The organism is Kitasatospora sp. NPDC059577 (assembly GCF_042735475.1).
In the GTDB taxonomy this organism is placed as follows: Bacteria; Actinomycetota; Actinomycetes; order Streptomycetales; family Streptomycetaceae; genus Kitasatospora.
Genome location: NZ_JBHWBZ010000012.1, coordinates 105,072 through 117,858, shown reverse-complemented (window position 1 = coordinate 117,858; position 12,787 = coordinate 105,072). Strand labels below are relative to the sequence as shown.

At 72.8% G+C, this 12,787-nt stretch carries 10 protein-coding genes and 2 pseudogenes; 10 read left to right on the top strand and 2 right to left on the bottom strand.

Annotation, left to right across the window (positions count from 1 at the left end; translation table 11 throughout):
• Positions 1-87: 87 nt before the first annotated feature.
• The 3 genes from ACFV0O_RS13345 (at position 88) to ACFV0O_RS13335 (ending at position 3,608) form a co-directional block, all read left to right on the top strand.
• Positions 88-1,707, top strand: coding sequence for a hypothetical protein (locus ACFV0O_RS13345; protein WP_380340511.1), 1,620 nt, complete (start codon positions 88-90; stop codon positions 1,705-1,707).
• Between the two features lie 133 nt (positions 1,708-1,840).
• On the top strand, positions 1,841-2,200 hold the full coding sequence (locus ACFV0O_RS13340) for a hypothetical protein (protein WP_380340508.1): 360 nt from the start codon (positions 1,841-1,843) through the stop codon (positions 2,198-2,200).
• Positions 2,201-2,444: 244 nt separating this feature from the next.
• A complete protein-coding gene (locus ACFV0O_RS13335) occupies positions 2,445-3,608 on the top strand; it encodes an ROK family protein (protein ID WP_360262997.1) in 1,164 nt (387 codons plus the stop codon).
• 312 nt (positions 3,609-3,920) lie between these two features.
• Here ACFV0O_RS13335 and ACFV0O_RS13330 read toward each other — a convergent pair whose 3' ends face one another.
• Positions 3,921-4,694, bottom strand: a complete 774-nt coding sequence (locus ACFV0O_RS13330; protein ID WP_360262999.1) for a GntR family transcriptional regulator — start codon at positions 4,692-4,694, stop codon at positions 3,921-3,923.
• Positions 4,695-5,003: 309 nt separating this feature from the next.
• Between ACFV0O_RS13330 and ACFV0O_RS13325 the strand changes: the two genes are divergently transcribed.
• The 6 genes and pseudogenes from ACFV0O_RS13325 to ACFV0O_RS13300 all read left to right on the top strand — a co-directional run bounded on the left by ACFV0O_RS13325 (position 5,004) and on the right by ACFV0O_RS13300 (position 11,222).
• Positions 5,004-5,807, top strand: coding sequence for an exodeoxyribonuclease III (locus ACFV0O_RS13325; RefSeq protein ID WP_380340504.1), 804 nt, complete (start codon positions 5,004-5,006; stop codon positions 5,805-5,807).
• Between the two features lie 61 nt (positions 5,808-5,868).
• On the top strand, positions 5,869-6,003 hold the full coding sequence (locus tag ACFV0O_RS13320) for a hypothetical protein (protein WP_380340501.1): 135 nt from the start codon (positions 5,869-5,871) through the stop codon (positions 6,001-6,003).
• 165 nt (positions 6,004-6,168) lie between these two features.
• A complete protein-coding gene (locus ACFV0O_RS13315) occupies positions 6,169-9,813 on the top strand; it encodes a DUF4132 domain-containing protein (protein WP_380340498.1) in 3,645 nt (1,214 codons plus the stop codon).
• Between the two features lie 232 nt (positions 9,814-10,045).
• A pseudogene (locus tag ACFV0O_RS13310) lies at positions 10,046-10,306 on the top strand (AAA family ATPase); the annotation flags it as partial.
• 127 nt (positions 10,307-10,433) lie between these two features.
• Positions 10,434-10,886, top strand: a complete 453-nt coding sequence (locus ACFV0O_RS13305) for an SDR family NAD(P)-dependent oxidoreductase (RefSeq protein WP_380340598.1) — start codon at positions 10,434-10,436, stop codon at positions 10,884-10,886.
• A gap of 129 nt (positions 10,887-11,015) precedes the next feature.
• The gene (locus tag ACFV0O_RS13300) at positions 11,016-11,222 is read left to right on the top strand and encodes a hypothetical protein (protein WP_380340496.1); all 207 of its coding nucleotides are present in this window, start codon (positions 11,016-11,018) and stop codon (positions 11,220-11,222) included.
• A gap of 151 nt (positions 11,223-11,373) precedes the next feature.
• Here ACFV0O_RS13300 and ACFV0O_RS13295 read toward each other — a convergent pair.
• A pseudogene (locus ACFV0O_RS13295) lies at positions 11,374-11,496 on the bottom strand (formate dehydrogenase); the annotation flags it as partial.
• 611 nt (positions 11,497-12,107) lie between these two features.
• On the opposite strand from ACFV0O_RS13295, the gene ACFV0O_RS13290 reads away from it, so the two are divergent.
• Positions 12,108-12,743 (top strand): hypothetical protein, encoded by a 636-nt coding sequence (locus ACFV0O_RS13290; RefSeq protein ID WP_380340493.1) that lies wholly within the window; start codon positions 12,108-12,110, stop codon positions 12,741-12,743.
• The last annotated feature ends 44 nt before the right edge of the window (positions 12,744-12,787 follow it).

Below are 12,787 nucleotides of genomic sequence, written 5' to 3'. Positions count from 1 at the left end.
CGGAAGCTTGACTCGTACGCGGCATCCCCCGGCCCGGCCACATGGTTCAGTAGTGCGGTTTCTCCCCCGCACCCCGGAGTGATCACCGTGCCCACGACTCCTGCCCTGGTCAGCGCGCTGCGCGAACTCGGCGACCGGCCCGCCGTCGTCGCCGACGGGCGCGCGATCAGCGGCATCGGCCTGCTACTCGGCGTCTCCCCGCCGGGCGGCCTCCCGCGGGCCCTCGCCGAACGCGTCGCCGAACACGCGGCACTCGCCCCCTCCGCCGCCCGCGCCGCCGAGCAGCGACTGCGGTACTGGGCCGGCGTCCTCGGCCCGCCGCCCATCCGGCACACCGTCCTTCACCCCGTCACCGACCTCGCCGTCGACCTCGCCCTCGCCACCCTGCTGGCCAGCGGCACCGTCCACTGCGGCGACCCCGAGCAGCCGCCCGAGGAACAGCTCGCCGCCGTCGCCGCCCACCGCACCACCCACCTCAGCCTGCCCTCCGCCCTGCTCTGGCGCCTCAGCCGACCGACCGGCGCCGACGCCAACGCCGCCGCCGCCGGCGGTGGCGGCGCGGAGCCCGGCGCCCAGGACCGCACCGGCCACGACCCCGCCGGCCACGACCTCAGCGCGCTCCGGCTCGTCCTGCACATCGGCCCCGAACCCCGCCAGGAGGACGTGTACGCCGCCGTCGACGCCCTCGGCGCCGTCCTCGCCCACGTCCGCGCCCCCGACAGCAACGCCGAAGCCGCCGACCGCCGCCTGCGCGCCGCCACCGAAGCCGCCACCGCCGCCGCCTGGAAGCACAGCATCGGCATCACCGCCGAACAGGTCCGCGACTTCGGCGCCCGCCTCGACCGCGCCGTGCTCCTCTCCCTGCTGCTCACCCTCCAGCAGAGCGGCGTCCTCACCGACCCCGGACGCGGGTACTCCGAGGCAGAGGTGCAGGCCACGGCCATGGTCGCCCCCGCCCAGCGCCCCCGCGTCACCCGCTGGCTCGACGCGCTCGCCCGGAACGGCCTGATCACCCGTCACGACGGCGGCGCCCAAGGGCCGCTCTTCCACGGCGGACCCGCCCTCGTCGCCGCCGAGGTCCGCGAATCCTGGCAACCCGTCGTCGAGGCCTGGGCCGACGGACTCGGCCCCGCCGCCCCCCTCGACCGCGTCCGCCGCGGCGCCCTGCGGCTGCCCCGCCTGATCACCGGCGAAGCGGCACCCCACCCCGCCTCCGCACCGGTCCGCTGGTCCACCGCCCGCGGCTACCTCGGCACCGCCCTCGCCACCCTGGTGCGCGCCACCGCCGACGCCCACGACGGACCGGCGCCGCTGCGCGTCCTCGAACTCGACCTCGACGGTGTCGACACCACGGTCGCCCGGGCCCTCGCCGCCCGCCCCCGCCCGAGCGCCGACCACCACACCACCCCCGACGGCGGGCGCTACGACCTCGTCGTCGCCACCGCGACCCGGCAACCGGACGAGGAGGCCGCGGCACTCGTCCCGCTGCTCTCCCCCGGCGGCCGGCTGCTGCTCACCGCCCCCACCGCCGAACAGCTCGACCTGCTGATCACCGGCCGCACCCGGCGGCACCCCTCCGCCCACCCGTCCGGACACTGGCAGGCCGCCCTCACGGCGGCCGGCTGCCCGACCGTCAGCACGCTGCCGGAGGACGGGCACCCGATGGAGCTGCTGGGACAGCGGCTGTTCGTGGCCCGGGTGGACTGAGGCGGCGGCAGGGGCGGCGGCCACGGGGGGCCGAGACCGCGGGAGGGGCTCGGCGGGCCGGAGGGCGGGGGCGCGGCAGGACAGCCGCCCGGGCACCGCGGCCGTCGGGGCACCGCAGCTACGATCAAGGACCATGACCGCTCCCGCACGTCTCGCCCGGTCCCCCCGGTCCGCCCGGTCCGCCCGGTCCGCCCGCGGCTCGATCGGCTCCCTCCGGTCCATCGGCTCGATCGCCTCGGTGCTGTCGATCGGCTCCGTCGGGTCCGTCCTCTCCGTCGGATCGGTCGGATCGGTGCTGTCGATCGGCTCGGCCGGCTCGGTGCTCTCGGTCGGCAGCCTGCTCTCCGTCGGCTCGGCCGGCTCGGTCTGTTCCGTGCTCAGCGCCCTGTCGGCCGGCTCCCGGCGCAGCCTCGGCTCACTGCTGTCGACGCGTTCCCGCTGGTCCGTGCGGTCCCGACGGCCCGGGCGCGGGCCGCTCGTGGCCGAGCGGTGAAGTCCGGGTCACGCACCGCCACCCGATCCGTACCATTTCGATACCGAAGCATGGGTGAGCTGCAAGGATTCTCGCCGCCCGGGCCGGTCCCCGGGTAGGCTCCGCTTGTCCTCCGGCCCTCGCGCAGGCGGCCCCCTGCCGCCGTGCCGCGTTCCGGGGACGCACCCCCGCGGGCCACTCGGTGGGCACCGCGCACTCGACACCGCGCGCCAGGGCAGTCGCGCGAACGGCGAAGGGCATCGCATTGGCGGATCGGCTCACCGGAGGAGACTCCTCGCTGCTGCGGCGGATCAACGCGGCGGTCACGCTCCGGGCGCTGCGGAACGGCCACTCCGTGACCCTCACTCAGCTCGTCGGCGAGACCGGGCTCTCCCGCCCGACGGTCGAGGGCGTGATCGAGGGTCTGGTCGAGACCGGACTGGTCGCCGAGGTCGAACAGCCGAAGGAGGACGGCCAGCCGGGCACCGGCCGCCGCGGCCGCCCGGCCCGCTGGTTCCGCTTCCGCGCCGAGGCCGGGCACATCCTCGGCATCGAGATCGGCGTGCACGACATCCGCGTCATCCTCGCCGACCTCACCGGCGACGTGGTGGGCAGTCACTTCAAACCGGTCGACGAGACCCTGGAGGCCGAGGACCGGCTCACCGCCGTCCGGACCGCCGTCGCCGAGGTGCTGCGCAAGGCGGGCATCTCCCGCGACAACCTCTGGGCCGTCGGCATCGGCACCCCCGGCATCGTCGACCGCGAGGGCACCATCCGGCTCGGCACCGCGATGCCCGGCTGGACCGGCCTCGACCTCGGCGCCCGGCTGCGGCGCTCCTTCCGCTGCCCGGTCATGATCGAGAACGACGCCAACCTCGCCGCCATCGCCGAACACTGGCAGGGCTCGGCGCTCGGCGCCGACGACGTCGTCTTCGTGATGGCCGGACTCAGCCCGGGCGCCGGCTCCCTCATCAACGGCAAACTGCACCGCGGCTACGGCGGCGCGGCCGGCGAGATCGGCGCCCTGCACCTGCTCGGCCAGGAGGTCACCCCCGAGCGCCTGCTGTCCACCACCGGCAAGCCGCTCAACCCGCTGGACGAGGCCGCCGTCGCCCGCGTCCTGCGGCTGGCCCGGGAGGGCGACGAGGTCGCGAAGGTCGCCATGGACCGCTTCCTGACCCGCCTCGTCCAGGGCGTCGCCGCGCTCGTCCTCGCCATCGACCCGCAGCTCGTGGTCATCGGCGGCTGGGCGGCCGGCCTCGACGGCGTCCTCGACCCCCTTCGCGAACGCCTCTCCCAGTTCACGTTGCGCGCCCCCGAGGTCGCGCTGGCGGCCCTCGGCTCGGAGGTCGTGGCGATGGGCGCCCTGCGCGTCGCCCTGGACCACGTCGAGGAGCAGCTCTTCGCGGTGGACCCGCCCCGGGCCTGACCCCGACGGGGGACGGCGGGGGGCGGGGGCGCGGGCGTCCCTGGCCGGCTCTTCCGCCTCCCCCGCCGCCTCCCTCGCCACCGCCCTGCCGGGGCCCGAGGACAGCAGCCCCGACCGCGGTGGCCCCGACCGCCGAGGGCCCAACGGCAAAGGCCCGGACGCCGGTTGGCGCCCGGGCCTCGACCTGAGGGTTTCCGGAAAGTGGTTCAGGGGTGGTGCGTCGGGAGGCCGCACATCAGGACACGCCCTCTCAGGACGTGGCCCCTCAGGGCGCGGGCCCCTCAGGGGCGTGCTCCCTCGGAACGCGCTGCCTCAGGAGGCGGAGCGGACCTCGGTCGTCCCGGCGACCGGGGTGACCTCGACCAGCCCGGTCTCGCCGAAGGTCAGCTTGCAGGTGTCCGCCCGGTAGGTGGCGACGGCCAGGGCGGCGAGGCGGCCACCCGCGGCGTACTGGGTGGTCAGGACCAGCACCGGGGAGCCCGGCGGGCGCTCCAGGAGGGCGGCCTCGGCGGCCTCGGCGACGCCCAGCTCGACCGAGCGCGACTCGCCGTCGACCTCCAGCCGCTCCAGCTGGCGCAGCACCGAACGGGCGCGGTCGCTCTCGGCGCGGAAGCCGGGCAGGTGCGGCAGGGCGGCGGCCGGGACGTGCAGCGACTCGGTCGCCATCGCCCGCCCCTCCACCATGCGGACCCGGCGGACGGTGTGCACGGTGGCGCCCTCGGCGATCCCGAGGCCCTTGGCCAGCTGCGCGGTGGCGGGGGCGGTGGTGCAGTCGATCGTCCGCCACGACTGGCTGCGGGCGGTGCCGGGCCAGCCCTCCTCCTGCCGGTTGACCGGGACGCCGACCCGCGGGGCGGCGATCAGGGTGCCGATGCCCCGGCGGCGGACCAGCCGGCCCTCCAGCTCCAGCTGGTCGAGCGCCTGGCGCAGCGTCGCCCGTGCCACGCCGAAGCGGGCGGAGAGGTCGCGCTCGTTGGGAAGGACCTGACCGGTGGAGAACTCCGAGTCGATGGCCCGCAGCAGCACGGTGCGCAGGTGCCAGTACTTCGGCTCCGGCACCGCAGAAAGCTGTCCTGTCGTCCCCACCGCGTCCTCCACCTGTTGTTCCGTCCGCCCTGAGACAAGGAGGGCGGATGCCGGGCCCGCTGTCCGCTGTTGCGGCAGGTGGGAGAGCGGGCTTTATCCGTCCTTCTTTATTAAAGGTCCTTGCAGTAAGCGACCCTAGGTGCTCCGTCCGGAGATGGTCAAGACCAATGACGCGGCCCGGTGCGACTGTCGCACATATTCATGCCGCGTTCACGACAGCTCCTGTCAGTCGCTGCCGCATTCCGTCGGACCCGACCCTGCCGCGCGTCACGATTCGGGTCGGATACGGCCAGTCGGTAGGCTGCCCGGGTGATCGTGGTGACGAGTGTGAACGTGAACGGAATCCGGGCGGCGGCCAAGAAGGGCCTCGTCGAGTGGCTGGCCGGCACCGAGGCGGACGTGATCTGCCTCCAGGAGGTGCGCTCCGAGCCCGAGCAGCTGCCCGTCGAACTGCGCGACCTGGACGGCTGGCACGCGGTCTGGGCACCGTCCGCCACCAAGGGCCGCGCCGGCGTCGCCATCCTGTCCCGGCAGGAGCCGCAGCGCACCGTGATCGGATTCGGGTCGGAGGAATTCGACAATTCGGGCAGGTATGTGGAAATCGACCTTCCCGGATTGACCGTCGCCAGTCTCTACCTCCCCTCCGGCGAGGTCGGCACCGAGCGCCAGGACGAAAAGGAACGCTTCATGGCGGAATTCCTCGTCCACCTCACCGCGCTGCGCACCCGCGCCGCCGCCGACGGCCGCGAGGTCGTGGTCTGCGGCGACTGGAACATCGCCCACCGCCCCGAGGACCTCAAGAACTGGAAGGCCAACCAGAAGTCCGCCGGCTTCCTCCCCGAGGAACGCGCCTGGCTCTCCCGCGTCTACGACGAGGCCGGCTACGTCGACGTCGTCCGCGCCCTCCACCCCGACCGCACCGGCCCCTACTCCTGGTGGTCCTACCGCGGCCGCGCCTTCGACAACGACTCCGGCTGGCGCATCGACCTAATCGTCACTACTGGAAACCTCGCCAAGAAGTGCGTCGAGGCCTACGTCGAACGAGCCGCCACCCACGCCGAGCGGTGGTCCGACCACGCACCGGTCACGGCAGTGTTCGATCTGAACAACTAGGCAGCAGAAACTGGTAGTTCGACAGAAGAAAGCGTCTATCGGCAGGACAATCGACCTTCTGGTGGCCAGTCAGAACCTCGCGGACACCTCCGTCAAGGCCTACCTCGGTCGTCCGGCCTCCCACACCGAGCGCTGGTCCGACCACGCTCCCGTCAACGCCCGTTCGTGCTACCGGACACCTGGCGTCGGGCGCTAATGCCGATACGTCCAGGACGTGTACACCGGCTCCCTGAGGCACGAGGCGCCGGCGCACGGTGACTTCGGCGGGAGGTGAGTGCGGGGGCGATCGGCCGGGGGACTTGTCGGTGGGGCTCGCTAACGTTCGTCTCCTGATCATCAGTGCGAGGAGAGGGGCGGGGCTGTGCGGCGCTGGGAGTTCGTCGAGAGCGGCTCGGACAAGTTCTGGGAGGCCGCGGTCGACGGTGCCGCGGTGACCGTGCGGTACGGGCGGTCCGGTACGAACGGGCGGGAGAAGGTCAAGGCGTTCCCGACCGTGGAGGAGGCGCAGGCACACTTCGCCAAGGTGGTCGCCGAGAAGGAGCGCAAGGGCTACCGCGAGATCTGTGCGGGCGCGGGTACGGAGCCGGATGCGGCGGCGGATCCGGCGCCCGTGGCGCAGCCCGGCGTGTCCGTGCCCACGGCCGAGGCCGCCGGTCCCGAGGACGAGGACGTCTTCGTCATGCCGGACGCCTGGCGTCGGGCCCTGATCCCGCGCCGGGGCGGCATTCCCCGGAAGCCGTCCGCGCCGGGGAAGGACCCGGTGAGCTCGTACCGCGACGGGCTGCGGCAGATGGGGGACTGGCTGGAGCAGACGCTCACCTCGGAGCGCAGTGACCCGGAGCTGGTCGCGGCCGCCCGCGCCCATCAGTCCGGCAGCCGGGATCCGCTCGGTGCGGCGGTGCTCGCTGCCGTGTACGCATACCCGGTCAAGAACAAGATCAGCCTGGCCGTGGATGCCTGGGTGAAGGAGTTCGGCCTGCCGTTCGCGGCCAGGGCGACTGTCGAGCTGTTCACGACGGCTATCGAAACCGACTGGATCCACCAGAGGTCCGTCCACCCCCGCGTCCGACGCGGGGCCAACCAGAGGCACGGCGGGTACCGTCCCGCCGCGGACCGGGTCCGGTCGCTGCTGGCGGACTGCGACGAGGAGACCCACCGCGCGGCGGTCGAGGCCCTGGCGGGCTGCCGGCACAGCCTGACCCGCCTGGTGGTGGCGGCGTACCTGGTGCCATCAGAGACCGCCTGGGTCGAGGAGGGCGTCGCGTCGGGCTCCCGTCTGGCCGCCGTCGAGTGGTCGATGCTGCTGTGCTCGCTCTCCTCCGCGGAACCGCTGGAGAAGCTCCCCCCGCTGCCGAGCCTGAGCTATGACGGTTGGTCCACCGAGATCATCGCGACGGTGGCAGAGGGCCTCGGCGGCGACGCGGCACCGGTGATGCTGCACGACCTGACCACCAGCTACCACCACAAGGACGGAAAGAAGCGGATCCTGGACGCGCTCGCCGAGCTCCCCTCCGACGAGGGCTTCCGGGGGCTGCTGGTCCAGCAGGACGGCATCAAGTCCACCCGCGCCGCCCTCATGGCCGGTCTCCGCCGCTTCCCCCGGCGTGCTCTGCGCCTGCTCGCCGAGGCCGCGGCGGCCTCCACCGACCCGGCCGCGCGGCAGCTCGCCCGACAGCTCCTCACCGGCCACGTCGCCGTCCACCGTGCGACCGCACTCGACCTGCTGCCGGAGCTGACGCCGGAGCAGGCCACCCTGGTCGAGTCGCTCACCGACCTCGGCGAGCGGGTGCCGGAGGTCGGCCCCGACTCGCTGCCGGAGCTGTTCACCAGCCCGCCGTGGACGCGGCCGCGCTCCGCCGGCCGGCCCCGCGTGCTGACCGGCCTCAGCGCGCCGCAGGAACCGCGGATGCGGTGGCTGCCGGGTGAGCGCGAGGCGTGGGCGGCGAACTCCCTTCCCTGGTACACGAGCTGGTCGGAGGACGACTGGCAGCGGGTCGCGGCCACGATCCGGGCCAGGACCGGGCAGCCCGAGGGCGCGCGGTCGCACGGCCAACAGCACAACGAGCTCGCGCTGTTCGCCTACGGCGACGAGGAGTTGGCCCGGCCCCTGCTGGCGCAGTGGCGCGCCGGTGATCGCATCGGGAACGCCGGGGACACCCTGCGCCGGGTCGCCGCCCGCTTCGGGACGGACGCCGTCGAACCGATCCGGGCGGCAGCGCTGGGGGACCCGGCCACGCACGCGCCCCTGCTGCTTCCGTACCTGGATGCCCGGGTGGCCGAGACCATGGCGGACTGGCTGGTGCGCCTCAAATCGGCCGGAAGCACAGCGCGTTCCTGGTTCACCCGGCACGGCGTGGATGCGGCCCGGCTGCTGGCGCCCGCCGCGCTCGGGAAGACCGGGCCAGCCCGGCACGGCGCCGAGCAGGCCCTGCGGGTGATCGCCGAGGCGCACGGCGCGGCGGCGGTGTACGCGGTAGCCGGCGAATACGGGCCGAAGGCGGAGGAGGCCGTGGCCGCACTGCTGTCGGCCGACCCGCTGGTGGCCGCGCTCCCGGCGAAGCTGCCCCCGCCCTGCGACTGGACGGAGCCGGTGATGCTGCCGCAACTGCTGCTGCGCGGCGGCGAGGGCGCCCTGCCCGCCGAGGCGGTGCGGCACGTGCTCACCATGCTCGCGCTGTCCGCGCCCGGGGCGTTCTACCCGGGCCTCGACGAGGTGGCCCTGCTGTGCGAGCCGCGGTCGTTGACGGAGTTCTGCTGGGCGGTGTTCGAGCAGTGGCGACTGGCCGGAATGCCCGCCCAGGACGGCTGGGCGCTCCACGTGCTCGGCCGGTTCGGTGACGACGAGACGGTCCGCCGGCTGACGCCGGTGCTCCGCGCCTGGCCGGGCGAGGGGGCCCACCACCGGGCGGTGGACGGCCTGGAGGTGCTGGCCGCCATCGGCACCGACGTGGCCCTGCTGCACCTGCACGGCATCGCACAGCGGGTGAAGTTCAAGGCCCTCAAGACCCGGGCCCAGGAGAAGATCTCCGAGGTAGCGGCCGGTCTCGGCCTGACCGGGGAGCAGCTGTCCGACCGCCTGATCCCGGACTTCGGGCTGGACGCCGACGGGACCACCGTCATCGACTACGGCACCCGGACCTTCACGGTCGGCTTCGACGAGCAGCTCAAGCCGTACGTGCTGGACGCGGACGGCACCCGCCGCAAGGACCTGCCGACCCCGGGGACGCGGGACGACGCCGAGCTGGCGCCCGCCGAGCGCAAGCGCTTCGCCGCGTTGAAGAAGGACGTCCGCACGGTGGCGGGGGACCAGATCCGCCGCCTGGAGGAGGCGATGATCACCCAACGCTCATGGACGGCACAGGAGTTCGACCAGCTCCTGGTCGGGCATCCGCTGCTGTGGCACCTGGTGCGCCGCCTGGTGTGGCTGTCCGAGACGGACGGCACGGTGACGGCGTTCCACGTCGCCGAGGACCGCACCCTGGCGGACGTCCGGGACGAGGCGTTCGCGCTGCCGGCCACGGCCTCCGTCCGGCTGGCGCACCCGCTCCTGCTCGGCGACGGCCTCGCCGACTGGTCTGAGCTGTTCGCCGACTACGAGATCCTGCAGCCGTTCCGCCAGCTCGGCCGCCCGGTGTACGCGCTGACCGACGAGGAGCGGGCCGGCCACCGCCTCACCCGCTTCGAGAACGGTCCGGTGCTGCCCACCACCCAGCTGGTCGGAATGGAGCGGCGCGGCTGGCGGCGCGGCGAGCCCCAGGACAACGGCGTCGAGCGGTGGCTGTCCCGCCGGGTCGGGTCCGACCTCTACGTGGTGATCGCCCCGGAGGAGGGCATCGCAGTCGGCATGTTCGACTCGTACCCCGAGCAGCGGGTGGAAACGGTGTGGCTCGACAGGCGCCCGGGCGACTACTGGACCCACAACCGCACCTTCCCGACCTTCGCCGAGCTCGACCCGGTGACCGCCTCCGAGGTGATCGCTGACCTCACCGAGCTGACCACACTGTGACCCCTCGCCACCTCACTGACAACCACCCGGGAAAGGCCACCGTGACCACGACCACCACCGAGGAGGAGGCCCGGTAGGCTGAGGAGCTGGCCGCACTGCGCGGCGAGGACCGCGACCACCGTCGGGCTGGAAGCTGAGCCTGCGCGCAGCCCGCCGGTTCATCGTCGGCAACGAGACGGCCAGCATCGCCCGCAAGCTCGTCGGCGCCCCGGCCCTGTTCGAGCGCGCGCTGGTGACCCAGGCCACCAACCGCGGCCTGCTGCTGGTCGGTGAGCCGGGCACCGCGAAGTCCCTGCTGTCGGAGCTGATCGCGGCAGCCGTCAGCGGCACGTCCCGGCTGACCGTGCAGGGCGGCGCGGCGACCACCGAGGACCAGATCAAGTACTCGTGGAACTACGCCCTGCTCGTCTCGGAGGGCCCCCTCCACCCGTTCGCTGGTGCCCGCGCCGATGCTGCGCGGCATGGCCGAGGCCCGCCGTTCAGGTTCGAGGAAATCACCCGCTGCCCGCTGGACGTGCAGGACTCGCTGACATCCCTGCTCTCCGAGCGGGTGGACGACCGGGCCACGGCGGCCGAGATCCTGTCCGGGGTCGACCTGACCGGCAAGCACATGATCGTGACTGGCGGGGGCCTCGGGGATCGGGACCGAGACCGTAGGCGCCCTTGCAGGGCCGGCGCTCAGGTCGTCGTCGCAATCAGGGAACCCGGCCGCCACCGGGCCCATCCTCAGGGAGTCCCCCACCGCCGAGGCCGCCGCGCTTGACCTCGCCGACCTGCGATCCGTCCGGGCCTTCTGCGACGACTGGAGCGGCCCCGTCGCCGCAGTCGTCGCCAACGCGGGCGTGATGGCGCTACCGGAGCGGCAGGTCAGCGCGCAGGGTTGGGAGGTGCAGCTGGCGATCAACTACCTCGGCCACTTCGCGCTGGTCCACGGACTGCACGACACCCTCCGGGCCGCCGAGGAGCCGCGCGTCGTAGTCGTCAGTTCCGGGGCGCAGCGCCTGTACGGCTTCGACTTCGACGACCCGCAGTTCGAGCGCAGCCCGTACGACCCCATGGCCGCCTACGCGTAGTCGAAAACGGCCGACGTCCTGCTCGCCGTCGGGATCAGCCGCCTCTGGACGGGGGACGGCATCGTCGCCAACTCCTGTGAGCGCGGCTGGATCCACACCAACCTAACGCGCTACCTCAGCCGGGCCACCATGCAGGCGGTCGGCGCCATGGACGAGGAGGGGCACCTGCTGACTCCCGACTACTACAAGACTCCCGCGCAGGGGGTGGCCACCAGCGTCCTGCTGGCCACCTCACCGCTGGTGAAGGGTGTCACGGGCCGCCACGTCGAGGACAACCGCGGGTCCGAAGTCATGCACGGAGGAGCCGAGTTCACCATGTCGGACATCGAGCGGTAGTCGATCGACCCGGTCGCTGGGGACAGGCTGCGGGACTACGCGCACGGCCAGTTCGCATAGTACTCCGCTCCCCCGACGCGCGGAACGCCGCTGGTCACCGGTCGTCCCGGCCAGCGGCGTTCCGTGCGTCTTCGGGCTCGTACTTGCTCAGTCACCGGGGGTGGTTGCGATCGGCCCACTCGCGGCCCACGCACCTGGTCCGCATGCCACGGCGCGCCTCGGGATCCCGGTACGCCTTGCGGATGTGCCCTGCCAGCACCGCGGCGACGGCCAGCCTCGTCCGCCCCCTGGAGTTCTGCGGAGCTGCGCAGGAACAGGGGCCGGGTTACGCGGAGACCGTCACCGCGATCGTCGGCGGCAGCACCTTCGACGCCTACTCAGGCTCGCCGGCCCCGCGCCAACCGATCGTCGGGGTACTCTCCCCGCGCGCCGCACGGCCAGCGCGACCGACCTGGAGTTCGCCGCCACGTCCTCACTCCGGGGCTAACAGGCCACGGTCGTTCACGTGGCCAAGTGGACCATGTGACTCAAGTCTTCCTATAAATAGTTGAATTGACCGCGTGAAGGCAGTGGATCTAGCCTGGGCGTGTACGAGCCCTCCACGACCTAGTGACCGGCATTCGGCAGACGGCCGAACGCTACCCGGTAACTCTGACTGGCGGACCTCACAGACTCGTTGAGTCTCAGCAGGCCGTCGAGACAGGGCCCGGGGAGCCTGGTGGTGGGGAGACGCAGCACGTATCGCCCGAATCCGTGTCTCCGACCGTGTCTCAGCCCGGTTGGTCGATCAGTTCGAAGCGGTGCAGCCGCAGATCGTCCTGATCATGTTCGGATTCGAGCGAAAGGCCGGGAACCACCATCAACGCCCATCAGTCGGTCGACCGTTTGTGGTACGTCGACGATTCCGGGATCCCCAAGACCGGCCTCGCGCTCTACACCGCGATCGGCGCTTCCCCCGTACTGACCCCTGAAGTCTTAGCCGACTGGCAGAACATGCGCCACCGGTGGAACCACGAGCACAGCGTGCCGGTCGGATTCGAGCTGCATGCGACCGACTTCCTCGGAGGGCGTGGCCGTCCGGGCGGGTTGAATCCCCCCAAGATCGAGCGGTACCGCATGGCCCAGGAGGCCCTCTCCGTGATCGGCTCCTGGCCCTCACTCGACATCGTGACGGTCTACGCCGAAGAGCCCTCGCACTGGGGGACGGCGAAGCGGCGGGCTTACGAGGGACTGCTCCGTCGCCTGGACCGGCGGCTGGCCGAGATCGGTGAACCTGCTGGGCTGATCGTCGACGGGGACGGGACCGAGGGGCTCTACGAAGAGGTCCACCGGCTGGTGAACCCCCGGTGGATCCCGCTGCCGGCCGCGCAGGCTCCGGCCGACACCTCGGAGTGGCTCCAGATGGCGGACCTGGTGGCACACGCCGCGTGCCAGTCGATCGCCAGGCAGGAGGCGAAGCGGATGATGTGGGGCTGGTTCGGCCGGTACCTGCCGAAGGCCCCGGCTCCGGAACGGAGTTGACCGAGGGATCGGACAGGACGGCGGTATGACGAGACCCCGGCCGT

Bases quoted from the DNA above. Each gene is read 5' to 3' on its own strand.
- ACFV0O_RS13340 (WP_380340508.1), top strand. From the start codon at position 1,841: ATGACCGCTCCCGCACGTCTCGCCCGGTCCCCCCGGTCCGCCCGGTCC.
- ACFV0O_RS13300 (WP_380340496.1), top strand. From the start codon at position 11,016: ATGCAGGCGGTCGGCGCCATGGACGAGGAGGGGCACCTGCTGACTCCC.